This window comes from Goekera deserti (assembly GCF_010685995.1).
Taxonomy (GTDB): Bacteria; Actinomycetota; Actinomycetes; order Mycobacteriales; family Geodermatophilaceae; genus Goekera; species Goekera deserti.
The window spans coordinates 216,377-238,366 of the sequence record NZ_JAAGWK010000010.1 but is presented as its reverse complement, the minus strand read 5'-3'; the positions used below and the strand labels follow the sequence as shown (position 1 = coordinate 238,366).

Below are 21,990 nucleotides of genomic sequence, written 5' to 3'. Positions count from 1 at the left end.
CGCTCAGCCGGTGCGGCCGGGCGGCCGGATCTGCCGCACCGACGCCGGGGGCGTCGTCCCCGCCGGGGTGATCGCCGGCAGCTCCCGGGTCAGCAGCCGCACCGCGCGGCGGCGCCCGGGCCGGCGGGCGGCCAGGAAGTCCAGCGCGATGGCTGCCGTCCAGGACTGGTCCTTGCTGCCCAGGCTCTCGCCGGTGATCGGCTCGTAGTACTCGGCGAAGTCGCAGTCGACCAGCTGGGCGAGGCCCGCGGCGCGCAGCGAGTTGGCCGCCTCCTGCTCCCCGGAGCGGTTCAGCGCCCACGCGTAGAGCCAGTTGAGCACCGGCCATTGCGGGCCGCGCCAGTAGGTGCGCTGCCGGAAGTCCGGCGAGGCGGGGGAGACCGAGGGCACCGTGGGCCAGCGCAGCCGGGAGTGCCCGCACCAGCGAGGGCCCAGCAGCAGGTCGCGCTGGCGGCGGATGGCGGCCTCGTCGCCGCCGCAGATCAGCAGGGCGAAGCCCGCCGCGCTCTCCACCTCCAGCCACTCGCCGGTGCGCAGGTCGAGATCCCGGCACAGCCCCGTCTCCGGCGACAGCGAGCGGAGCACCCCGCTGCGGAAGCGCCGGGCGATGCCGCGCAGCTCGTTGACGCCGTCGACCGGGCAGCCCAGCTCCTTGCCCATGTCGGCCAGCAGGTCGCTGGCCGCGGCCAGCAGGGCGGAGACCAGCACGTCGCCGACCACGAAGTCGCCGCTGGCGCGGTAGGTGACGTCGTCGTAGCGGGCGCGCACCTTCTGCTCCAGCAGCCAGAGGTAGCGGGCGTACTCGGTGTCGGAGGGGCGCTGGCTCGGGTCGGACACGTGGGCCAGGTCCCGGCGGACGAAGGGCGGCAGGTCGGGGCCGGGGTGCACGTTGGCGTAGGGGGCGTCCCAGCGGGGGCTGTCGTCCATGCCGGACTCCCAGCCGTGGTGGATCTCCACCAGGCCGTGCTGGTGCGGGTCCCGGGCGGTGGCCAGGTAGCGGTGCCAGGCCAACCAGCGGTCGAAGGTCTCCACCACGAAGGCCTCGGCCTGCTCCTGGTCGTCCCCGCCCTTGCGGCGGGCGTCGTGCAGGATCCGGGACAGCGCGATCACGTGGATCGGCGGCTGGCATATGCCGGAGGTGAGCACGCCGGCCGGGCGGGCCGCCGCCACCTGGGTGCGCCAGCGCTCCGGGCCGGGGAAGTAGTCGCTCTCGGTGTGGAACAGGATGTGCGGGATCATCCCGTTGGCCCACTGGCCGCCCAGCAACGTCCGCAGCTCGTCCAGGGCGCGCGGCACCGAGACGGTGGCGATGCCGAGGGCGACGAAGCCGGCGTCCCAGCTCCACATGTGCGGGTACAGCCGCGGCGAGGCCACGGTGAAGGTGTCCCGGTCGTTGGCCTTCAGCACGTACCCGGCGCGGCCGGCCATCAGGGCCACCTCGACCGGTGACGGCGGCGGCAGCGAGCGGCCGGGGACGCGCTCGTCGATCGGGGTCGGGCGGTCCATGGGGTCTCCTCGACGTCTCGTCCGAGGGCAGTCTTCCCCGCGGTCGTCGCGGCACCAACGTGGTGGCGGTCTCACCGCCGGCGGGCGGTGGCTGTCCTCACCGAGATCATCGGCGCGCCCGCGCCCGAGGTTGAGCCTCAGCGGTTGGAGCGGATCACGACCAGCACGTCGCCGCTCTGCAGGGTGCCGATCAGCGGGTCGTCGAAGCGCAGCGCCCGCCCCCCGCGGGACACCGACAGCACGATGTCGCGCAGCTGGCGGGCGTCCATGCCGACCTCCCCGGGACCCACCGGGCGCTGGGTGATGTCCAGCCCGCGGCCGGAGGTGACCAGGTCCTCCACCACGGCGACGACGTTGGGGCTGTCGCAGGAGAGCCCGAGCAACCGCCCGGACGTCGCCGAGGAGGTGATCACCGTGGTCGCCCCGGACTGCCGCAGCAGGCTGGCGTTCTCCTCCTCCCGGACGCTGGCGGTGATCGGCACGCCGGGGTTGAGCTGGCGGACGGTGAGCACGATCAGCGCCGCGGCGTCGTCCCGGTTGGCCGCGACGATGACGGCGCGGGCCTTCTCCACCGCCGTGCGGCGCAGCACCTCGGTGCGCCCCGCGTCGCCGACGACGCCGATGTGCCCGGCCCCGGTCGCCTCGGCCACCATGCTGCCGTCGGGGTCGACGACCAGGATCTGGTCGGCCGGCGTGCCGTCGGCCAGCAGTGCGCGGATGGCGCTGCGGCCCTTGGTGCCGTACCCGCAGACGATGACGTGATGGCGCACGCGTGACCTCCAGCGTCGGACCCGGAACTCGTCCCGGGAGCGGGCGGTGAGCGCTTCCAGGGTCGTGCCGATCAGGATGAGCAGGAACAGGATGCGCAGCGGCGTGACGAACAGGATGTTGACCAGCCGCGCCCCGGCCGTGACCGGCGTGATGTCGCCGTAGCCGGTGGTCGACAGGCTGACGGTGGCGTAGTACGTGGCGTCCAGCAGCGACAGCGCGTTGCCGCTGTTGTCCCGGTAGCCGTCCCGGTCGAAGTACACGACCAGGACCGTGGTGATCAGCACGGCAGCGGCGAGGACCACCCGCCGGCCCACCTGCCGGGTCGGCGACTCCTCGAACCGTGGCAGCTCGACGTCGGCGCGATCGCTCACGAGGTGCCCGTGCCGTCCACGCCGGGCAGCCTAGTGAGCAGCCGGGGCGCCCGCGTCCGCGACAGGCGTGCCCAGGGCGGAGACCACCCGATCGAGCAGGGTGTGCAGCGTGCGGGCCTCGGCCGGGGTGAGCCCGAGCAGCGCCGGGTCGGAGAGGTGCTCGAGCACCGGGCGCGTCCGGTGCAGGGCGGCGCGGCCGGCGTCGGTCAGCCGGACGTCGATCCGCTGCCCGCGGCGGGCGCCCGCGGTGCGCTCGACCCAGCCCGCCCCGGCGAGCCCATGCAGCAGCGTGCCCATGCTCTGCGGCGTCACCTCCAGCCGGCGGGCGAGCTCCGCCGAGGTCGACGTCGGCTCCCGGGACAGGTGCAGCAGGACGGCGAAGGTGTGCGGTCGCAGCCCCACCGCCGCCAGCCGGTCACCGAACACCGCCGTCGCCGCGCGCCCTGCCCGGCCGACCACGAACAGCGTGGAGGACGCCGGGTCGCGGTGCAGCGGGTCGACCGGGTCCGCGTCGGTCCCCGGCTGGCTCATGCCCCCACGGTAGGGCCCCGCACCCGGACGCCGGTCCGGGTGCGGGGCCGCCGGTCAGGACCGGGCGTCGGCGGCCGCGCGCTCCCGGGCCGACAGCTCCCGCTTGAGCACCTTGCCGGCCGGGGACACCGGGATCGCGTCGACGAAGACCACGTCCCGCAGCCGCTTGTACGGCGTCACCTGCTCGTTCACCGCCGCCATCACCGACTCCGCGGTGAGCGCGGCCCCCGCGTCGTCGCCGCGCCGGACGACGTAGGCGACCGGCAGCTCACCCGCCTCCGGGTCGGGCCGGCCGACGACCGCCGCGCCGGCGATCCCGGGCAGGCCGAAGAGCACCTCCTCCAGCTCGCGCGGGAACACGTTGTAGCCCTTGTAGAGCAGCATGTCCTTGGTGCGGTCGACGATCGCCAGGTAGCCGTCGGCGTCCAGCACCCCGACGTCGCCGGTGTGCAGCCAGCCGTCGGCGTCGATCGACTCCGCGGTGGCGTCCGGACGGCCGGCGTACCCGCGCATGACCTGCGGGCCGCGGATGCAGACCTCGCCGCGCTCACCGGTGGGCAGCGGGTCGCCGCCGCCGAGCGGCCGGATGCTGATCTCGGTGTCGAACACCGGGCGCCCGACCGTGCCCGGCTTGCGCAGTCCCGAGGTGTTCGTCGGGTTGCCGGTGGCCTGCATGGTCACCTCGGTGAGCCCGTAGCCCTCACCGATCACCGCGTTCGGGAAGAGCGTGTGCAGCCGCTCGATCAGCGGCACCGGCAGCGGCGCCGCGCCGCTGGAGATGCCCCGCACGCAGGTGAGGTCGGCCTCGGCGATGCCCGGCACCTGGAGCAGCGCCACGAACACCGGCGGGGCGCCCCCGATGCTGGTCACCCGGTACCGGACCGCGTCGGCGACGTAGGCGACCGGGTCGAACCGGTCGTGCACCACGAGGCTGGCCCCCGCGACGACCTGGCCGTTGAGGTAGCCGATCGCCCCCATCGCGTGGAACCACGGCGTCAGGTTGACCATGCTGCTGGTGCCCAGGCGCACCGGGAACTCCGCCGGGTCGCCGACCTGCTCGACGGTGACGTCGCCCTCGTCGTCCCGGGCGGGGACCGACCCCGACGTCCAGCACACCGACTGCAGCACGTTGGTGACCACCGTGCGGTGCGGCAGTTCCACGCCCTTGCTCACCCCGGTCGTGCCGCCGGTGTAGGCCAGGTGCGCCAGGTCGGCGACCGGGTCGACGCCGGCGTCCAGGTGCCGGTCGGTGGGGTCGCCGCCCACGAGCTCGGCCAGTGACAGCACCCGCGCACCGGACCCGTCGACGGCCGCGGTGTCGACCGCCGCCGCGGGGTCGGCGACCTGCGCGGCGTTCGTGACGACGACGGTGTCCACCCGCGTGCCGCCGAGCGCCGCCGCCACCACGGGCAGCACCGGCTCCCAGGTGACCAGCGCGCGGGCGCCGGAGTCGGCCAGCTGCGCGGCGAGCTCACCGGGGGCGAGCAGCGGGTTGGTGGGGGAGAAGGTCGCCCCGGCCAGCAGCACGCCGTAGTACACCGACGGGTACTGCAGGCAGTTGGGCAGGTGCACCGCGACGACGTCGCCCCGGCCGATGCCGTGGTCGGCGAGCCCGCCGGCCACCGCGTGCGCCCGGCGGGCCATCTCGGTGTAGGTGAGCGGCACCTCGTGGTGCGTGAACGCGACCCGGTCGCCCCAGCGGCGGGCGGCCGCCCGCAGCAGCGACCCGACCGGGACGCTCGGGTACTCCAACGAGGTGGGCAACCCGGCCGGCCAGGTCTGGCCGGTGGTGCCGGTGGTCTCCGCAGTGGCTGTCATGGGTCCTCCCGATCGATGATCTCCACCGTCAGAGTGGCCTCCCTCACAGCAGCTGTCGAGACCGGGGGGTGCGCGGGCCGGCCGCTCGGCATGATGGGCGGATGAGCCCCCAGCGCACGGCACTGGTCCTCGGCGGCGGCGGGATCACCGGCATCGCGTGGGAGGTCGGCCTGCTCGCCGGCCTCGCCGAGGCCGGCGTCGACCTGTCCACCGCCGACCTGGTGGTCGGCACGTCGGCCGGGTCGGTGGTCGGGGCGCAGGTCACCAGCGGCGTGCCGCTGGCCGACCTGTACGCCCGTCAGCTGCTCCCGGTCACCGAGCAGGGGCCGCCGGCGCGGGTGGGCCGCCGGCTGATCGCGTCGCTGGCGCTGGCCATGCTGCGCACCCGGGGCAGCGACGTGGCCTTCCGCCGCCGGGTCGGGGCGCTGGCGGTCCGGGCCGCCGACGCCGGGCACACCCCGACCGAGCAGGAGCGGCTGGCCGTCATCGGCGACCGGCTGCCGTCCCGGGAGTGGCCGGCCCGGCCGCTGCGGGTCACCGCCGTCGACGCCGAGAGCGGTGAGTTCCGGGCCTTCGACCGCACCTCGGGGGTGCCGCTGCTCCAGGCCGTCGCGGCCAGTTGCGCGGTGCCCGGGGTCTACCCGCCGGTGACCGTGGCCGGCCGGCGCTGGGTGGACGGCGGGATGCGGTCCCCGGCCAACGTCGACCTGGCCACCGGCTGCGAGCGGGTGGTGGTGCTGGCCCCGATCGTGCGGGGCGTCGGCCCGGTCGCCAGCGTGGACGCGCAGGTGACCGCGCTCGTCGCCCGGGTCACCGTGGTCTCCCCGGACCCCGCCAGCGTCGCGGCGATCGGCCGCAACGTGCTGGACCCGGCCGCCCGGGAGCCGTCCGCACGGGCGGGGCACGCCCAGGCCGTCGCCGTCACCGAGCAGGTGCGCGAGGTCTGGGCCGGCTGACCGGTCGCCCCGCGGTCGCTCTCCGTCGTCGGCTCGCGGACGGGTGTCACCCGTTCGTGTCCTGTCCCCCGTGCACAGCCGGCTCTCAGGCAGCGGTGTCCTCCCGCCGGGTGTGACGGTCCGCCCGCAGCGGTCGAGACCACGGCCGATGGACGGCCTGCGGGCCTGACGGACAGGACACACGTGCACACGACACTCTCGAGGACGGTGGTGGCGGGCCTGCTCGCCGTCGGCGTCTGGACCACCGGCGCCGTCGGCGCCCAGGCCGCCGAGGACACCGCTCCGGCGTCCGGCGCGGTGAGCTCCGCTCCCGCCACCACCGAGGCGCCGGCCGACCCGGCCGAGACCGCCCCCAGCGAGGCCGCGACCGAGGCCCCCACCGAGGACACCGCCACCGAGGACACCTCCACAGAGGCCCCCGCCGAGGCCCCCGCCGAGGTCCCGGCGACCACCGGGGACACCGCGACCGAGGCGTCGGCCGAGGCCCCCGCCGCCACGACCGAGGCCCCTGCGGCCGCGCCGGCGCCGACCTCCGAGGTCCCGGTCGCCGTCCCGCCGGTGACGCCCGCCCCGCCGGCGGCCCCCGCCCCGCCGGCGCCGGTCGCGCCGCCCGCTGCGCCGCCGGCGCAGCTGGACGTCCAGGTCACGGCGTCGATCGGCTGTGACGCCCTGGTGTTCGGGACGGTCACCGTCGCCGGCCTCACCGCCGGCCAGGTCGTCGACATCACGGCGGCCGGGCTGACCGACCAGGTCGTCGCCGACGAGACCGGCGTCGTGCTGTTCTTCGTGCAGAGCGAGCCGGCCGGTCCCGCCATCGACGTCCTCGTCGCGGTGGACGGCGCCCCCGTGTTCGCACAGACGGTGCCCACGCCGGACGTCTGCACGGGGACCGGCACCGTCAGCGTCGACCGGGACTGCGCCACGCCGGACACGCTGCTCGCCCGCGTGAGCGTCACCGGCCTCACCGACGGCCTGCACAGCCTGGTGCTCAACGGCGCCGACGGCGAGGTCGCGATCGGCCTGTTCGAGGTCGTCGGTGGCGGCTTCACCGGTGACGTCGAGCTGACGTCGCTGCTCGGCACCCTGCCGGCCGGGGCGTTCGAGGCCGAGGTGCGCGCGGTCGACGAGACCCGGGCGACCGTGCCGTTCTACACCGTGGTCACCGTGGCGAGCTGCCCCGTGGCGGCCCCCGCCCCGGTGCAGCCGATCGCCCCGGTGCCGCCGGTGACGCACCCGGTCGCCCCGGCGCCGCACCCGGCCCCGGCCCCCGCCCCGGTCGCGCACCCCGCGCCCGCGGCCGCCTCGGACGAGCTCGCCTACACCGGCTCGCCGGTCGGCGGGCTGGCCCTGCTCGGCGGGCTCCTGGTGGGCAGCGGCGCGGTGGCCACGGTCGTCGCGCGCCGACGGGTCGCCTGACCCGAGAGGCAGGCGGGCGTCCCCCGGTGCCCGGGGGACGCCCGTCCGACGGTCAGGGTTGACTGTTCCGCCGTCAGCTGGCAGAACTGGCCCGGGCACCCGACACGGGTGCCCGGGCCCCTGCACGTGGGCCCCGGGGACGGCGAGAGGCTCACACTGCGATGACGGGACCCGTGCTCAGCGAGGTGTCCGACGGCGTCGGCGTCATCACGCTCGACCGCCCGGAGGCGAAGAACGCCATCGACAAGGCGACCGCCGAGGCCATGGTCGCCGTCCTGGACGACTTCGCCGAGCGGGACGACGTCGCCGTGCTCGTGCTCACCGGGGCGGGCAGCACCTTCTGCGCCGGCATGGACCTCAAGGCCTTCGCCCGCGGCGAGACCCCGGCCATCCCCGGCCGCGGGCTGGCCGGGCTCACCGAGGCGCCCCCGGCCAAGCCGCTGATCGCCGCGGTGGAGGGCTGGGCGCTGGCCGGCGGCTTCGAGCTGGCGCTGTCCGCGGACCTGATCGTGGCGGCCCGGGACGCCCGGTTCGGCATCCCGGAGGTGAAGCGCGGACTGGTCGCCGCCGGTGGTGGCGTGCTGCGCCTGCCCAAGGCCCTGCCGTACCACCGGGCGATGGAGCTGGCGCTGACCGGCGACCCGATGGGTGCCGAGGAGGCGCACCGCTTCGGTCTGGTCACCACGCTCACCGAGCCCGGCGGGGCGCTGGAGGGCGCCCGGGCGCTCGCCGCCCGGATCGCGGTCAACGGCCCGCTGGCGGTGCAGGTGACCAAGCGGCTGGTGGCCGGTGCGGTGCGCTGGACCGACCCCGAGGCCGTCGCCCACCAGCGCACGCTCACCGACCCGGTGTTCCGCTCCGCCGACGCGCTGGAGGGTGCCCGCGCGTTCGCCGAGAAGCGCGCCCCGGTCTGGACCGGCCGCTGACCACCGCCTGACCCCGGGCCCGCCGACCCGGGCCGGCCGGCACCGGGCCCCCGTCCGGTGCCGGACCCCCGTCCGCTGCCGTACCCCATGACTCTTGCCCGAAAAAGTCAGGCAGGAGCAGGGGCAGGGAGGGGTGGGGGAGTCAGACGGCGGGTTCGGCGACCAGGGAGCCGGCCGAGTGCTCGGTGCGCAGCCGGGTCTTGAGCACCTTGCCGCTGGGGTTGCGCGGCAGCGGCCCGCCGATCGAGTAGTCCCGCGGGTTCTTGTAGCGGGCCAGCCGCTCGCGGCACCAGTCGGCCAGCTCCGCCGGGGTGGGCGGGTCGGCCGGGTCCCGCGGCGCGACGACGGCCAGCGGGGCCTCGCCGTACCGGCTGTCGGCGACCCCGATCAGCGCCACCTCGGCCACCTTGGGGTGCGCGGCCAGCACGTCCTCCACCTCGGCGCAGTACACGTTCTCCCCGCCGGTGATGATCATGTCCTTCTTGCGGTCGACGACGTAGTAGTAGCCGTCCTCGTCCTCGCGCACGAGGTCCCCGGAGTGGAACCACCCGCCCGCGAACGCCTCCGCGGTGGCCTCCGGCTTGCCCCAGTACCCCGTCATCACCATCGGGCTGCGGTAGACGATCTCGCCGACCTGCCCGCGGGGCACGTCCTGCATCTGCTCGTCGACCACGCGCACCTCGACGTTGAGCATCGGGGTGCCGACCGAGCCGATCTTGCGCAGCGAGTCCTCCCCGCGCAGCAGCGTGGTGACCGGCGAGCACTCGGTCTGCCCGAACGCCGTCATCACCTCCGCCTGCGGGAAGGTGTCGATCAGGGTGCGCAGCAGCGTCGTGGACGCCGGCGCCGCGCCCCAGGAGACCCGGCGCAGGCAGGACAGGTCACGCTCGGCGATGCCCGGCACGGCCACCACCGCCGCCCACATCGCCGGCACCAGGAAGATGTTGTTGACCCGCTCCCGCTCGATCAGGTCCAGCGTCGCGACCGGGTCGAAGCCGCCGGAGCGCAGCACCACGTGGGTGCCGCCCAGCAGCAGCGGCGGCAGGCCACCGGCGAGCCCGGCGATGTGGAACATCGGCGTGCCCGGCGCGCTCACCCTCTCCACCGACGGGTCGACGCCGTTGGTGACGGTCTGGCTGAAGGCGTGCATCAGCAGGTTGTGGTGGCTCAGCACCGCGCCCTTGGGGCGGCCGGTCGTCCCAGAGGTGTACATGACGAACGCCGCCGCCGACTCGTCGACCGCGACGTCCAGCGGGTCGGTGGGCGCGGCGGCGAGCGCGGCCTCGTACTCCGGGCCGATCTGCAGCACGCTCTGCACGCCGGGCGCCTGGGCGCGCGCCGTGGCGGCCACCTCGGCCGTGGTGGCGTCCACCACGAGTGCCACGGCGCCGCTGTCGTCCAGCACGTAGGCCACCTCGTCGGCGACCAGCCGGAAGTTGACCGGGACCACGATCGCGCCGAGCCGCACGCCGGCGAGGTAGGTCTCCCACACCTCCGGCCCGTTCATCGCCAGGACGGCGACCCGGACGCCGACGCCGACGCCGCGCCCGGCGAGCACGTGCGCGAGCCGGGTGACCCGCTCGTCGAGCTCGGCGTAGGTGAGCCCGGTGCCCTCGAAGCGCAGCGCGACGGCGTCCGGGGCGGTGCGGGCGTGCCGGGCGAGCTGGTGGCTCATCGTCATGCCCCGCCAGCCGTCGGCCGGGTGGGCAGGTGTCATGGCGGTGGCCGGGGAAGTGGTCGGCGCGGTGGCCGGGGCGGGGGTCCGAGCGGCGCTGCTCATGGGGGCTCCTGGGGGGCCGGGACGCGCTGACGTGGCGTGGGTCATGCTGTCGCCGTCAGTCGTGAGCGGTCAACCCTGACTGCCGACATCGGGAGGAACACGCATGGACGTCACCGACAGCGTCGCCGTCATCACCGGAGGCGCCTCCGGGCTGGGCCTGGCCACCGCACGCCGGCTGGTCGCCGCCGGGGCCCAGGTCGTGCTGGTCGACCTGCCCGGCTCCGCGGGGGAGCAGGTGGCCGGCGAGCTCGGCGGCGCGGCGCACTTCGCGGCCGCCGACGTCACCGACGAGGCCGCGGTGACTGCGGCACTGGACCTCGCGTCCGAGCTCGGCCCGCTGCGCGTGGTGGTCAACTGCGCCGGCATCGGCAACGCGATCAAGACGGCCGGCAAGAAGGGCGCCTTCCCGCTGGACGCCTTCCAGAAGATCATCCAGGTGAACCTGGTCGGCACCTTCAACGTCCTCCGGCTGGGCGCGCAGCGCATGCTCGACGTCGAGCCGCTGGGCGAGGAGCGCGGCGTCATCGTCAACACCGCCTCGGTGGCGGCCTTCGACGGGCAGATCGGCCAGGCCGCCTACTCGGCGTCCAAGGGCGGCATCGTGGGCATGACCCTGCCCATCGCCCGGGACCTCGCGTCGTCGCTGATCCGGGTGGTCACGATCGCGCCGGGGCTCTTCGACACCCCGCTGCTGGCCAGTGCGTCCGAGGAGGTCAAGGCCGCCCTCGGCGCCCAGGTGCCGCACCCGGCACGGCTCGGCGCGCCCGACGAGTACGGCGCCCTGGTCGCGCACATCGTGGCCAACCCGATGCTCAACGGCGAGGTGATCCGGCTGGACGGCGCCATCCGGATGGCGCCGCGCTGACCCGGGCGGGGCACCCGCACCGGGGCCGGCGCCGTCCACGGTGATCAGCTGAGCTGATCACCGTCCTGCCGAGCTCACCAGCGTTGGTGAGCTCGGCAGGATCCTGATCAGCTCAGCTGATCAACGCTGAGTGCCGGCGTGTCCCGCGGCCCGGCGGTGGGGTCGGGCAGGAGCTCGCGGGCCAGGGCCTGCCACATCTCCACGTGCGGGTCGGTGGCTGCCGGGCGGTCCTCGAAGGCGTAGACCACCGCGACCCCGCGCATGCTGGTGAACAGCAGTTCGCGCAGCTGCGGGTACCGCGGGGAGGCGACGACGACCGGACCCCAGATCCGGTCGCTGACCGCGCGGATCGCCGCCCGCAGCCGGCGCTCCTGCACCTGCAGCGCCGCGCGCAGGGCCTGGTCGGTGCGGGCCGCGGTCCACAGCTCCATCGCCGCCCAGAACGGCGGCTCCTGGAACGTGGCCCAGAGCAGCTCCACGCAGCGGTCCAGCCGCTCCCGCTCGTCGGTCACGGTGGCGGCCATGGCGGCGACGCGGTGCTCGGCCTCCGCCAGCAGCGTGCCGGCCAGGTGCTGGGCGGCGGCGACCAGCAGTTCCTCCCGCGACGGGAAGTGGTGCAGCAGCCGCCCGCGGGACACCCCGGCGCGTGCCTGGATCGCCAGCGTGGAGGCCCCGGCGTAGCCGTTCTCCACCAGGCAGGCCACCGCTGCGTCCAGGATCAGGGCGCGGCTGTCCGCGGTGCGCTCGCTGCGACTGCGGGTGGCGACCGCACCGTGCGCCGGGTCGGGGCTCTCGACGTCCACCCCGTGAGCGTAGGCGGCCGGGCCCGCGGACAGTCAGGGTTGACCGCCCGCCTCCTCCGGCCGGAGGATGCGAGCACCACTCGACGAGGAGAGGCACTGCCGTCCCATGGACTTCGAGGACACACCCGAGGAAGCCGAGTACCGGGCGCACGTGCGCGCGCTGCTCGAGGAGCACTCCGCCGAGCTGGTGCACATGGACACCGGCGAGGAGGGCGCCGCCGAGGGGCCCGAGCAGGAGCTCGCGCTGCGCCGCACCCAGCGGGTCCTCGCCGAGGCCGGCCTGGTCGGGGTGGCCTGGGCCCGGGAGCACGGCGGTCGCGCCGGGACCCTGGCGCAGCAGTCGATCGTGCACCAGGAGCTGGCCCGCGCCCGGGTGCCGGGTCTGATCAACCACATCGGCCTGGGCATGTGCGCGCCGACCGTCATCGCGCACGGCACGCCCGCGCAGCACGAGAAGTACCTGCAGCGGCTGCTGCGCGCCGACGACGTGTGGTGCCAGCTGTTCAGCGAGCCCGCCTCGGGCTCGGACCTGGCGGCGCTGCGCACCACCGCCGTGCGCGAGGGCGACGGCTGGGTCGTCAACGGCCAGAAGGTGTGGACGACGCTCGCCCACGTCGCCGACTTCGGCATCCTGCTCACCCGCACCGACCCGGCGAAGCCCAAGCACGCCGGTCTGACCATGTTCGTGGTGGACATGCACGCCCCCGGCGTCGAGGTGCGCCCGCTGAAGCAGATGGGCGGGCAGTCGAACTTCAACGAGGTGTTCTTCACCGACGTGCACATCCCGGACACCGAGCGCCTCGGCGAGCCGGGGGAGGGATGGCGGGTCGCGCTGACCACACTGCTCAACGAGCGGGTCGCGGTCGGCGGCGGTGGCACCGACCTCGGGCTGTCGGTCGAGTCGCTGGCCCGGCTCGCGGCCGAGCGGGTGCCCGGGCTGTCACCCGAGCGGCAGGTGCTCGCCCGGCAGGCGCTGGGCCGGGCGGCGGTCGCCGCGCTGGCCAACCGCTACACCGGCTACCGGCGGTACACCGCGATCAGCCAGGGCGGGCTGCCCGGCCCGGAGGCCAGCGCCGGCAAGCTGGCCGGCACGGCCTCGGCCAAGCTGATCGCCGACCTCGGCGTGCGCCTGCAGGGTGACGACGCCGTGTTCCTGTCCGGCGCCGACGACCGCTGGCAGCGCACGATGGCCACCCTGCCCGGGCTCGCCATCGCCGGCGGCACCGACGAGGTGCTGCGCAACATCGTCGGCGAGCGGGTGCTCGGGCTGCCGCCGGAGCCGCGGGAGGACAAGCACCGACCGTTCAACGAGAAGGCCGCGGCGGGACCGGGAACGGGTCGGGCCGCGGAGCCCGCGAACACCGCCCGCACCGACGCCCCGGGGGCGATGGCGTGAACTTCGACCTGGACACCGACCAGCGCGACGCCGCGGCGGGCGCCAAGGACTTCTTCGCCGGTCAGGCATCGCCGGCCGACGCCCGGCGGGCGCTGGACGGGTCGCCGGTGGCCCCGGGCCGCGCGGCGCTGGCCGAGGTCGGCTTCCTGGGCATCACCGTGCCCGAGTCGGCCGGCGGCGCCGGGGCGGGTGTGCTCGACCTCGCCGTCGTCGCCGAGCAGGCCGGTGCCGTGCTGGCCGGCCCGTCGCTGGTCACCGCGGCCCGCGCGGCGGTGCTGCTGGCCGACCACCCCGACCTGCTGGCGGCCCTGGCCGACGGGTCGCGGGGCTTCGCCGTCCTCGACGGCCCGGTCGGCGGGTCCGCCCCGTCCCTCGACGCCCGGGACGCCGACACCTTCCTGGCCCTGGACGGCGGGGCGCTGGTGGTCGGCGAGGGCGAGGTGACGTCCGGGGCGCCGATCGACGCCACCCGCGGGCTGGGCTCGGTGCGGCTGACCAGCAGCCGCGTGCTCGTGGAGGACGCCGGCGCGCTGTGGGCCCGGGCCCGCCAGGTCGGTGCCGTGGTGCTGGCCGCCGAGGACCTCGGTGCCGCCGGTCGCGCCGTGCAGATGGGCGTGGACTACGCGCAGATGCGCACCGCCTTCGGCCGGAAGATCGGGTCCTACCAGGCGGTCAAGCACTCCCTCGTCGACGCGTGGGTCGGCGTGGAGCAGCTGCGCTCGCTGGTGTGGTGGGCGGCCTGGGCCGCCGACGCCGCCCCGGGCGAGCTGCCGCTGGCTGCCTCGGCCGCGAAGGCCTTCGCCGCCGAGACCCTGGAGCGGGCCGCCGAGACGGTGATCCAGGTGCACGGCGGCGTGGGCTTCACCTGGGAGCACGACGCGCACCTGTACTGGCGGCGGGCCAAGGTGGACCGGCTGTTGCTGGGCGACGAGGCCGAGCACCTGGACGCCGTCGCGGCGCTGGTGCTGGACGGGGCGCTCACCCGGTGACCGCGACCGTGGGTGCGGCCACGACGCTGCGCTACGAGGTGGACGCCGGGATCGCCGTCATCACGCTGGACCGGCCGGGCGCCCGCAACGCGTTCACCTCCACGATGGCCCTGGAGCTGGCCGCGGCCGCCCACGCCGCCGACGCCGACGACGCGGTGCGGGTGGTGGTGGTGACCGGCGCCGGCCGGGACTTCTGCGTCGGCGCCGACCTGTCCGCCGGTGCGGACACCTTCGACGCCCGGTCCCGGGCCGAGCGGTCCGCCGGCGCCGGCACGATCGACGGCGTCGCGCGGGACTGGGGCGGGGTGGCGTCGCTGCCGTTCGCCGAGCTGCGCAAGCCGGTCATCGCCGCGGTCAACGGCGCCGCGGTCGGCATCGGCTCGACCCTGGTGCTGCCGATGGACGTGCGGATCGCCGCGGAGTCGACCCGGTTCGGGTTCGTGTTCGCCCGGCGCGGCATCGTGCAGGAGGCGGCGTCCAGCTGGTTCCTGCCCCGGGTGGTCGGGATCAGCCAGGCGATGGAGTGGGTCGCGACCGGGCGGGTGTTCGGCGCCGAGGAGGCGCTGCGCGGCGGCCTGGTGTCCCGGGTCGTGCCGGACGACCAGCTGCTGGACACCGCCCTCGGGCTGGCCCGGGAGATCGCCGACAACACGTCGGCGGTGTCGGTCGGCGCGGCCCGGCAGCTGCTCTGGTCGATGCTCGGTGCCGCCTCGCCGTGGGACGCGCACCGGGCCGAGTCCCGCGCCCTGCTGGAGGTCGGCGCCGGCCCGGACGCCACCGAGGGTGTGCGCTCCTTCCTGGAGAAACGCCCCGCCCGGTTCACCGGGCCGCTGGGGCAGGGCTCGGTGGCCGGCGTGCCCCGCTGGCCCGCGGTCCCGGGCGACGTCGGGCCGGGGTGAGCGGGGCGGGGCCGGACGTCAGGACGGGAACAGGTCGCCGGGGCCGGTGTGCGAGATGTCGCCGGGCTCGCCGTCCCGGGTGAAGTGGGTGAACGTCACCGAGACCCCGCCGAGGTTGGCGAAGCCGTCCTGCAGCGGCTGGTCCAGCACCGGCGCCTCCGGGTTGAACCCCATCCGCACCGCGGTCACCCCGGGCGGCGCCGTGACCAGCACCGACGGCACCTGCCGGCCGCGGCCGTCGGAGACCTGGCAGCGGGCCACCACGGTGAGCGACGTCGGGTCGGTGCCGGCCGGGTGCGCCTGCGACCCGCAGCTGCCACCCGTGCCACCCGGGGTGGTGGCGCGGGGCAGGGCGTAGGCCGTCGTGGTGACCACCGCCCCGCTGGGCACGACCGCGGCCAGCACGGTCGCCTCGGCGGTGCTGCCCGCCGGGCCGGTGATGCGGCCGAGCCACAGCACCACCGGGTCCAGGTCGGCGGCGGTGAGCCCGGTGGCCGAGGTGAGGGTGTCCAGCGCCAGCGTCCACGGCAGCGGGCCGACGTCGCCCGGCCCCGGGCGCAGCGCCGGCGGGGGCGTCGACGGCTCGGGCACCGGGCGCTCGGAGCCGGTCGCGGGCCGGCCGGTCTCCTGCACGGCACCGGCCGCCAGCACCCGGTAGCGGACCGGGGCGGAGGCGTCGTCGAGCCGGACCGCGGCGATGCCGCCGGCGTCCGGCACCGGTGTCCAGCGCGGGTCGGCGGTGCCGTCGGCGCGCACCTCGACGCCGGGGGAGTACTCGACCTCGGCCTCCCGTTCGGTCAGCACCAGCAGCACCGGGCCGCCGGCGGACCGGCTCAGGTGGGCCGCCGTCCCGCCCTCGGACACCTCGATCGTGCCCTCGGCCCGCAGCCCGGCGGGGTCCGTGCCCGCCGGTCCGACGTACCACTGGCCGCGCAGCACCCCGCTGGTGCGGCCCAGCACCAGCGCCCAGCGGGAGCCCAGCACGTCACCGGCGAAGGCGACCTGGCGGCTGCCGGACGACGGCGGGGCCATCGGCCAGGCCAGCCGCTGCACCCCGTCGAGGAACCGCGGGTCGTCGGCCAGCGACCCGGCGGTGGGCCGTTGCCAGGTGGCCCCGGCGGGTGTGCTGCCCCCGTCGACCGGGGCCGCCGCCGGGGCCGGGGCGGGGGCGGATGCGGTCCGCCCGGCCACCGACGGCAGCAGGACCAGCAGCGCCAGCACCGCCGTGACACCCGCGCTCAGCCGCAGGCGCCGGCCCCGCTGCTGCCGGACCAGGGTGGCGCCGTCCGGGACGTCGTCCAGGGTGCGGGCGTCGCTCTGCGCAGCCAGCCCGTCCAGCCGGGACGGCAGGTCCGCCGCCGCCACCTCCGGGGCCAGCCGGGCCAGCGCCGCCCCGACCAGGGTGCGGACCTCGGCCGCCGGGCGGCCCAGCAGCGCGGCCACCGCCGGCACCGGCAGACCCTCGTGCGCCCTGAGCACGACGGCGGCCCGCTCGGCCGGCTCCAGGGTGTCCAGGGCGGCGCCGAGCCGGCGGGCGGCCTCGGCGTCGGCGGGCGAGGTCCACCAGGCGCCCGGCGCCCGGCCCCCGCCGTCTTCGGTGAGCACCCCGTCCCCGCGCAGCCACCGGCGGGTCGGGGCGAGGTGGGCGCGGGCCAGCCCGCGCAGGGCGAGGGCCCGCTGCTCGCCGGCGCCCGCGTCCGGGGGCAGCCGGCGCCACGCGGGCCAGGCGCGCAGCAGCCCGCGGCGCACCAGGTCGGCGGCGGGCCGGTCGGCGCCGGTGAGCAGGTGGGCGGTGACCAGCAGCGCCGGGCGCTGGTCGGCCGCGAACCCCGAGAACCCGCCGGTGTCGCGCACGTGCCCTCCTCGGTCGGCGATGACGGTCGACCCCCGCCGCGGGGCGGCCCGGGTCAGACCGACGGGAACGCCTCGACGGCCGGGCCGCCGAGGTGGGCGATCAGCGTGTCGCCGACGTCCTGCAGGGCGGCCTGCTGCGCCGGGGACAGCTGGTCGAGCAGGTGGGTGCGCACGCTCTCCACGTGCAGCGGCGCCGCGGCCGCCAGCGCGGCGAACCCCTCGTCGGTGAGCACCGCGAACTGGCCGCGCCCGTCCTCGGGGCACACCTCGCGCCGGATCCAGCCCCGCTCCTGCAGCCGGGACACCGCGTGCGAGAGGCGGCTGCGGGAGGACAGGCAGCGCTCGGCCAGCGTGCTCATCCGCAGCGACCGGTCCGGCGCCTCGGACAGCTGCACCAGGATCTCGTAGTAGGCGGTGGAGATGCCGGTGCCCCGGGTGAGCTCGCGGTCCAGCCGCTCGCCGAGCAGCATGCTGCTGAGCAGCCACGCGCGCCAGGTGTGCATCTCGTCGTGGTCCAGCCACCGCGGAGCGGGCGGGTCGACGGCGTCGGCTCGGTCGGTGGAGAGGTCCGCGCTCATCACCCGAGGGTATGGCGGAATAATCAAGTCCTCAACTACGCTGCCGCCCGAGCCCGATGATCCTGCTCTCAACCACCTGGAGTCCGCATGACCAGCACCGTCCAGATCCCCGGCTACGTCGTCGGCACCTGGGACATCGACCCGACGCACTCGACCGTCGGGTTCTCCGTCCGGCACATGATGGTCAGCAAGGTGCGCGGCTACTTCCGCGAGTTCTCCGGCACCATCGTCACCGCCGAGGACCCGGCGCTGTCCACGGTGACCGCGACGATCGACATGGACTCGATCGACACCCGCCAGGCCCAGCGCGACGCGCACATCAAGTCCGCCGACTTCTTCGACGTCGGCAACCACACCACCATGTCCTTCACCTCGACGTCGGTCGTGGCCGACGGGGACGACTGGCACGTGGTCGGCGACCTCACCATCAAGGGCATCACCCGCTCGGTCACCCTGGCACTGGAGCTCAACGGCTTCGGCCCCGACGCCTACGGCGGCACGCGCGCCGGCTTCACCGGCGCCACCTCCATCTCCCGCAAGGAGTTCGGTGTGGACATCGACATGCCCATGGACGGCGGTGGCGTCGTCGTCGGCGACAAGATCAACGTCGAGCTCGAGATCGAGGCCGTGCTGCGCGCCTCCTGACCCCCGGCGCCGCCGTTCCCGGGCCGCACCGGCCCCGGGAGCACGCGGTCGCCCCGGCCCCGGGCCCCGTCGCAGCCGCGGCGGGGCCCGCTGCCGTCCCGGGTGGCGTACGCCTGCAGGCGTAGGCCGGCACCGGGAGATGACGCCCCGGGACGGATGGAGAGAGCCGGCTCCGCTCCTACCGTCGTCCTCATGATCGAACTCCACGGACTGACCAAGCGCTACGGCGAGAAGCTCGCCGTCGACGACCTCACGGTCACCGTCCGGCCCGGCGTCGTCACCGGCTTCCTCGGGCCCAACGGGGCCGGCAAGTCGACCACCATGCGGATGGTGCTCGGGCTGGACACCCCCACCTCCGGGACGGCGCTGGTCGGCGGCCGGCCCTACGCCCGGCACGCGGCCCCGCTGCACGAGGTCGGGGCGCTGCTGGAGGCCAAGGGCGTGCACCCGGGGCGGACCGCGCGCAACCACCTGCGCTCGCTGGCCGCCACCGGTGGGGTCGCCGCCGCCCGGGTCGACGTCGTGCTGGAGCTCGCCGGCCTGACCGCGGTCGCCGACAAGCGGGTCGGCGGCTTCTCCCTGGGCATGGGCCAGCGCCTGGGCGTGGCGGCCGCGCTGCTCGGCGACCCGGCCGTCGTCATGCTGGACGAGCCGGTCAACGGGCTGGACCCCGACGGCGTGCTGTGGATCCGCCGGCTCACCCGCGGGCTCGCCGCCGAGGGGCGCACCGTGTTCCTCTCCTCGCACCTGATGTCGGAGATGGCCGTCACCGCCGACCACCTCGTCGTGGTCGGTCGCGGCCGGCTGCAGGCCGACCTGTCGACGGCGGACTTCATCGCCCGGGCCGGTCACGAGAGCGTCGACGTGCGCAGCCCGCGGGCCGGCGAGCTGCGCGACCTGCTCGTCGGACCCGACGTGACCGTCACCTCGCGGGAGCGGGACCGCCTGGAGGTCGTCGGCCTCCCCGCCGAGGCCATCGGCGAGACCGCCGCCGCGGCGGGCATCCCGCTGCACCAGCTCAGCACCGTCCGCCCCTCCCTGGAGGACGCCTTCATGGCCGTCACCGGGGACACCCGGGAGTACCGCACCGACCAGGAGGTCACGGCAGCATGAGCACCGACACGATCCGGACCCCGCCGACCGGGCGGACGACGACCGGCAGTGCACCGCGGGTCACCGCCGCCGGCCTGCTGCGCGGTGAGTGGCTCAAGCTCCGCTCGCTGCGCTCCACCTGGTGGACCCTCGGGGCGGGCCTGCTGCTCATGGTCGGGCTGGGCGCGCTGATCTCCGGCACCTACACCCCGGGCGCGCAGGGCCCCGACGGGGGCGGGGCCGGGGCGGTCGTCGACCCGGTGACCCTGAGCCTGTCCGGCTCCGGCATCGCCCAGCTGCTGGTCGCCGTGCTCGGCGTGCTCGTGGTCAGCGGCGAGTACTCCTCCGGCACCGTGCGCGGCACCTTCGCCGCCGTGCCCCGCCGGTGGCCGGTGGTCGCCGCCAAGGCCGCGGTGCTCGGCGGCGTCCTGCTGGTCACGACGACGATCGCCGCGTTCGCCGCCTTCTCGCTGGGTCAGGTCACCTACGGCAGCGGGGCCGCGACGCTCTCCACCGACGGTGCACTGCGGGTGGTGGTCGGCACCGGGCTCTACCTGACCGGGGTCGGGCTGCTGGCCATGGCGATCACCTGGCTGCTGCGCAGCACCGCCGCCTCGATCGCGACCGTGGTCGTGCTGATGCTGGTGCTGCCGGCGATCAGCGGACTGCTGCCCGACTCGTGGGGTGACGTGCTGGAGAAGTGGCTGCCCACGCAGGCCGGGTCGGCCATCATGACGCTCGTGACCGACTCGACGATGTTCTCGCCGTGGGCCGGGCTCGCCGTGATGGTCGGCTGGGTGGCGCTGCTGTTCGCCGCTGGCACCGCGCTGCTGCGCCGCCGGGACGTCTGATCCCGGTGCGCCGACCACGGGTGCCGGGAGGGGATCGGGGGCAGGGCGGGAGGCTCCGCGGGCGCTGGCCCGGGGACCACCCGGTGCTCGTCGACGTCCTCCCGGTGCTCGGGCTCGCCGTGCTGGCCATCGCCCCGGCGATCCGGCTGGAGTCGGTGGGGCTGCGCGAGTGGGTGCTGTCGGTCCTGCTGTGGCTGCCGGCCCTGGCCCGGCGGCGCCGGCCGGTGGCCGCCTTCCTGCTCACCGCGGCGCTGGTGCTGGCGGGCATGGCCGAGGTGGGGGTCGGGGCCGAGCAGCTGCTGTTCTCCTACTCCGCGCTGTGGTTCGCGCTGTTCAGCGTGGCCGACCGGTGCGACGGCCTCCGCACGCTGCTGGCGGTGGCGGCCTGCGAGGGCGTCGCGCTGCTGACCCTCCTCGGGCCCCCGACGGCCGACGGCGCCCCGGCCGTCGTCCCGCTGACCACGTTCACGGTCGCGGTGGCCGTGCTCGGCCGCAACCGGCAGACCCGCCGCGCCTACACCGCGAGCCTGGAGGACCGGGCGGCCCGGCTGGAGCGGGAGCGGGACCAGCAGGCCCGGGTGGCGGTCGCCGAGGAGCGTGCCCGGATCGCCCGCGAGGTGCACGACGTCGTGGCGCACAACATCTCGGTCATGATCGCGCTGGCCGACGGCGCCACCTACGCCACCACGGAGCCTGCCGCGAGCACCGCGATGGCGCACGTGGCCACCACCGGCCGGACGGCGCTGACCGAGATGAGCCGGCTGCTCGGCGTGCTGCGCGAGGACGACGGGTCGCCGTCCCGCCGCCCGGCACCGGCGCTCGGTGACCTGGAGTCCCTGGTCGAGCAGGTGCGGGCCGCCGGCCTGCGCACCGACCTGGCGGTCCGTGGCACGCCCGTGCCGCTGGAGACCACGGCACAGCTCGCGGTCTACCGGCTGGTGCAGGAGGCCCTGACCAACACGCTGAAGCACGGCCGCGGCGTCCGCCGGGCCCACGTCGGCCTCACCTGGCAGCCCGACGTGCTGGTGCTCGACGTCCGGGACGACGGGGCGGCGGTCGGTGCCACGACGCCCGGGCACGGCATCACCGGCATGCGCGAGCGGTTCGGCGCCTGGGCGGGCACCGTGACCGCCGGGCCCGCCGACGGCGGCGGCTGGCTGGTGCACGCCCGGCTGCCGCTGGCCGGCACCCGGGCAGAGCCGGCCGCCGAGCCGGTCGCCGAACGGGTCGCCGAGCCGGTCCCCGCGGCCGGGGACGCGACGGGGACGGTGGTCCGGACGTGACCAGCGTGCTGCTGGTCGACGACGAGCCCCTGCTGCTGATGGGCTTCGGCATGGTGCTGGCCGCCCAGGACGACCTCGCGGTGGTCGGGCAGGCCGCCGACGGCGTCGAGGCGGTCGACCTGACCACCCGGCTGCGGCCGGACGTGGTGGTGATGGACGTGCGGATGCCCCGGATGGACGGCGTGGAGGCCACCCGGCGGATCGTCGAGGCCGGGCTGTCCAGCCGCGTGCTGATCCTGACCACGTTCGACCTCGACGAGTACGCCTTCGCCGCGCTGCAGGCCGGCGCCAGCGGGTTCCTGCTGAAGAACGCGCCACCGGAGACGCTGCTCGCGGCGATCCGCACCGTGGCCGAGGGCGACGCGGTCGTGGCCCCGCGGGTGACCCGCCGGCTGCTGGAGACCTTCGCCGCGCAGCTGCCCGCACCGCACGGGCCGCCGGCCGCGCCCCGCCGGGTCGACCGGCTCACCGACCGGGAGCGGGAGGTGCTCGTCGAGGTCGCCGGCGGGCACAGCAACGCCGAGATCGCCGCCCGGCTGTGCCTGTCCGAGCTGACCGTGAAGACCCACGTCGGCCGGATCCTGGCCAAGCTGCAGCTGCGCGACCGCACCCAGGCCGCCGTGCTCGCCTACGAGGAGCGGCTGGTCCGGCCCGGCTGAG

The 21,990-nt window shown here is 75.9% G+C and carries 20 protein-coding genes; 12 read left to right on the top strand and 8 right to left on the bottom strand.

The annotated features are described in order from the left end of the window. Positions 1-3: 3 nt before the first annotated feature. The 4 genes from ggh to G1H19_RS08415 form a co-directional block, all read right to left on the bottom strand. Entirely contained in the window at positions 4-1,506 is a 1,503-nt protein-coding gene (gene ggh, locus G1H19_RS08430; protein WP_217269513.1) for a glucosylglycerate hydrolase, read from the bottom strand. Positions 1,507-1,643: 137 nt separating this feature from the next. Next, positions 1,644-2,648, bottom strand: a complete 1,005-nt coding sequence (locus tag G1H19_RS08425) for a potassium channel family protein (protein WP_162392746.1) — start codon at positions 2,646-2,648, stop codon at positions 1,644-1,646. 30 nt (positions 2,649-2,678) lie between these two features. Further along, positions 2,679-3,179, bottom strand: coding sequence for a MarR family winged helix-turn-helix transcriptional regulator (locus G1H19_RS08420; RefSeq protein WP_152729897.1), 501 nt, complete (start codon positions 3,177-3,179; stop codon positions 2,679-2,681). Positions 3,180-3,233: 54 nt separating this feature from the next. Further along, the gene (locus tag G1H19_RS08415) at positions 3,234-4,997 is read right to left on the bottom strand and encodes a class I adenylate-forming enzyme family protein (protein ID WP_152729896.1); all 1,764 of its coding nucleotides are present in this window, start codon (positions 4,995-4,997) and stop codon (positions 3,234-3,236) included. Between the two features lie 101 nt (positions 4,998-5,098). Here G1H19_RS08415 and G1H19_RS08410 point away from each other — a divergent pair, with 101 nt between their 5' ends. The 3 genes from G1H19_RS08410 (at position 5,099) to G1H19_RS08400 (ending at position 8,295) form a co-directional block, all read left to right on the top strand. Then, a complete protein-coding gene (locus G1H19_RS08410) occupies positions 5,099-5,953 on the top strand; it encodes a patatin-like phospholipase family protein (protein ID WP_152729895.1) in 855 nt (284 codons plus the stop codon). A gap of 183 nt (positions 5,954-6,136) precedes the next feature. Next, positions 6,137-7,369 carry a hypothetical protein gene (locus G1H19_RS08405; protein ID WP_162392745.1) on the top strand — a complete coding sequence of 411 codons (1,233 nt, stop codon included), beginning with the start codon at positions 6,137-6,139 and terminating at the stop codon, positions 7,367-7,369. Positions 7,370-7,530: 161 nt separating this feature from the next. Next, entirely contained in the window at positions 7,531-8,295 is a 765-nt protein-coding gene (locus G1H19_RS08400) for a crotonase/enoyl-CoA hydratase family protein (protein WP_152729894.1), read from the top strand. A gap of 142 nt (positions 8,296-8,437) precedes the next feature. Here the strand turns inward: G1H19_RS08400 and G1H19_RS08395 are convergent, their stop codons facing one another. Continuing rightward, positions 8,438-10,075, bottom strand: coding sequence for a long-chain-fatty-acid--CoA ligase (locus G1H19_RS08395; protein WP_235909713.1), 1,638 nt, complete (start codon positions 10,073-10,075; stop codon positions 8,438-8,440). A 103-nt stretch (positions 10,076-10,178) separates the two neighbouring features. On the opposite strand from G1H19_RS08395, the gene G1H19_RS08390 reads away from it, so the two are divergent. Further along, positions 10,179-10,940, top strand: coding sequence for a 3-hydroxyacyl-CoA dehydrogenase (locus G1H19_RS08390; protein ID WP_152729893.1), 762 nt, complete (start codon positions 10,179-10,181; stop codon positions 10,938-10,940). A 107-nt stretch (positions 10,941-11,047) separates the two neighbouring features. On the opposite strand, the gene G1H19_RS08385 is transcribed toward G1H19_RS08390, so the two are convergent. Beyond that, complete coding sequence (locus tag G1H19_RS08385; RefSeq protein WP_174278000.1) at positions 11,048-11,743, bottom strand: TetR/AcrR family transcriptional regulator; 696 nt, start codon at positions 11,741-11,743, stop codon at positions 11,048-11,050. Positions 11,744-11,849: 106 nt separating this feature from the next. Here G1H19_RS08385 and G1H19_RS08380 point away from each other — a divergent pair, with 106 nt between their 5' ends. The 3 genes from G1H19_RS08380 to G1H19_RS08370 are packed head-to-tail and all read left to right on the top strand — an operon-like array spanning position 11,850 to position 15,027. Then, positions 11,850-13,139, top strand: coding sequence for an acyl-CoA dehydrogenase family protein (locus G1H19_RS08380; protein ID WP_152729892.1), 1,290 nt, complete (start codon positions 11,850-11,852; stop codon positions 13,137-13,139). Next, positions 13,136-14,128 (top strand): acyl-CoA dehydrogenase family protein, encoded by a 993-nt coding sequence (locus G1H19_RS08375; protein ID WP_162392744.1) that lies wholly within the window; start codon positions 13,136-13,138, stop codon positions 14,126-14,128. The genes G1H19_RS08380 and G1H19_RS08375 overlap by 4 nt, the downstream gene beginning before the upstream one ends. Continuing rightward, positions 14,125-15,027, top strand: coding sequence for an enoyl-CoA hydratase-related protein (locus G1H19_RS08370; protein ID WP_235928063.1), 903 nt, complete (start codon positions 14,125-14,127; stop codon positions 15,025-15,027). Before G1H19_RS08375 ends, G1H19_RS08370 begins: the two co-directional genes overlap by 4 nt. An 18-nt stretch (positions 15,028-15,045) precedes the next feature. On the opposite strand, the gene G1H19_RS08365 is transcribed toward G1H19_RS08370, so the two are convergent. Then, positions 15,046-16,881, bottom strand: coding sequence for a sigma factor-like helix-turn-helix DNA-binding protein (locus G1H19_RS08365; protein ID WP_162392743.1), 1,836 nt, complete (start codon positions 16,879-16,881; stop codon positions 15,046-15,048). Positions 16,882-16,934: 53 nt separating this feature from the next. Continuing rightward, positions 16,935-17,459, bottom strand: coding sequence for a MarR family winged helix-turn-helix transcriptional regulator (locus tag G1H19_RS08360; protein ID WP_152729890.1), 525 nt, complete (start codon positions 17,457-17,459; stop codon positions 16,935-16,937). An 87-nt stretch (positions 17,460-17,546) separates the two neighbouring features. Between G1H19_RS08360 and G1H19_RS08355 the strand changes: the two genes are divergently transcribed. From G1H19_RS08355 to G1H19_RS08335, 5 genes are all read left to right on the top strand, one after another. Continuing rightward, complete coding sequence (locus tag G1H19_RS08355) at positions 17,547-18,104, top strand: YceI family protein (RefSeq protein ID WP_152729889.1); 558 nt, start codon at positions 17,547-17,549, stop codon at positions 18,102-18,104. Positions 18,105-18,296: 192 nt separating this feature from the next. Then, positions 18,297-19,217 (top strand): ATP-binding cassette domain-containing protein, encoded by a 921-nt coding sequence (locus G1H19_RS08350; RefSeq protein WP_152729888.1) that lies wholly within the window; start codon positions 18,297-18,299, stop codon positions 19,215-19,217. Then, a complete protein-coding gene (locus G1H19_RS08345) occupies positions 19,214-20,047 on the top strand; it encodes an ABC transporter permease subunit (RefSeq protein WP_152729887.1) in 834 nt (277 codons plus the stop codon). The genes G1H19_RS08350 and G1H19_RS08345 overlap by 4 nt, the downstream gene beginning before the upstream one ends. Then, a complete protein-coding gene (locus G1H19_RS23880; protein ID WP_456071369.1) occupies positions 19,963-21,330 on the top strand; it encodes a sensor histidine kinase in 1,368 nt (455 codons plus the stop codon). The genes G1H19_RS08345 and G1H19_RS23880 overlap by 85 nt, the downstream gene beginning before the upstream one ends. Further along, on the top strand, positions 21,327-21,989 hold the full coding sequence (locus G1H19_RS08335; protein ID WP_162392742.1) for a response regulator: 663 nt from the start codon (positions 21,327-21,329) through the stop codon (positions 21,987-21,989). Before G1H19_RS23880 ends, G1H19_RS08335 begins: the two co-directional genes overlap by 4 nt. Position 21,990: the final 1 nt, after the last annotated feature.

Excerpts from the sequence above, each read along its gene's own strand:
- ggh (WP_217269513.1), bottom strand. The coding sequence starts at position 1,506 with ATGGACCGCCCGACCCCGATCGACGAGCGCGTCCCCGGCCGCTCGCTG.
- G1H19_RS08420 (WP_152729897.1), bottom strand. The coding sequence starts at position 3,179 with ATGAGCCAGCCGGGGACCGACGCGGACCCGGTCGACCCGCTGCACCGC.
- G1H19_RS08415 (WP_152729896.1), bottom strand. The coding sequence starts at position 4,997 with ATGACAGCCACTGCGGAGACCACCGGCACCACCGGCCAGACCTGGCCG.
- G1H19_RS08410 (WP_152729895.1), top strand. The coding sequence starts at position 5,099 with ATGAGCCCCCAGCGCACGGCACTGGTCCTCGGCGGCGGCGGGATCACC.
- G1H19_RS08400 (WP_152729894.1), top strand. The coding sequence starts at position 7,531 with ATGACGGGACCCGTGCTCAGCGAGGTGTCCGACGGCGTCGGCGTCATC.
- G1H19_RS08395 (WP_235909713.1), bottom strand. The coding sequence starts at position 10,075 with ATGAGCAGCGCCGCTCGGACCCCCGCCCCGGCCACCGCGCCGACCACT.
- G1H19_RS08390 (WP_152729893.1), top strand. The coding sequence starts at position 10,179 with ATGGACGTCACCGACAGCGTCGCCGTCATCACCGGAGGCGCCTCCGGG.
- G1H19_RS08380 (WP_152729892.1), top strand. The coding sequence starts at position 11,850 with ATGGACTTCGAGGACACACCCGAGGAAGCCGAGTACCGGGCGCACGTG.
- G1H19_RS08360 (WP_152729890.1), bottom strand. The coding sequence starts at position 17,459 with ATGAGCGCGGACCTCTCCACCGACCGAGCCGACGCCGTCGACCCGCCC.
- G1H19_RS08355 (WP_152729889.1), top strand. The coding sequence starts at position 17,547 with ATGACCAGCACCGTCCAGATCCCCGGCTACGTCGTCGGCACCTGGGAC.
- G1H19_RS08350 (WP_152729888.1), top strand. The coding sequence starts at position 18,297 with ATGATCGAACTCCACGGACTGACCAAGCGCTACGGCGAGAAGCTCGCC.
- G1H19_RS08345 (WP_152729887.1), top strand. The coding sequence starts at position 19,214 with ATGAGCACCGACACGATCCGGACCCCGCCGACCGGGCGGACGACGACC.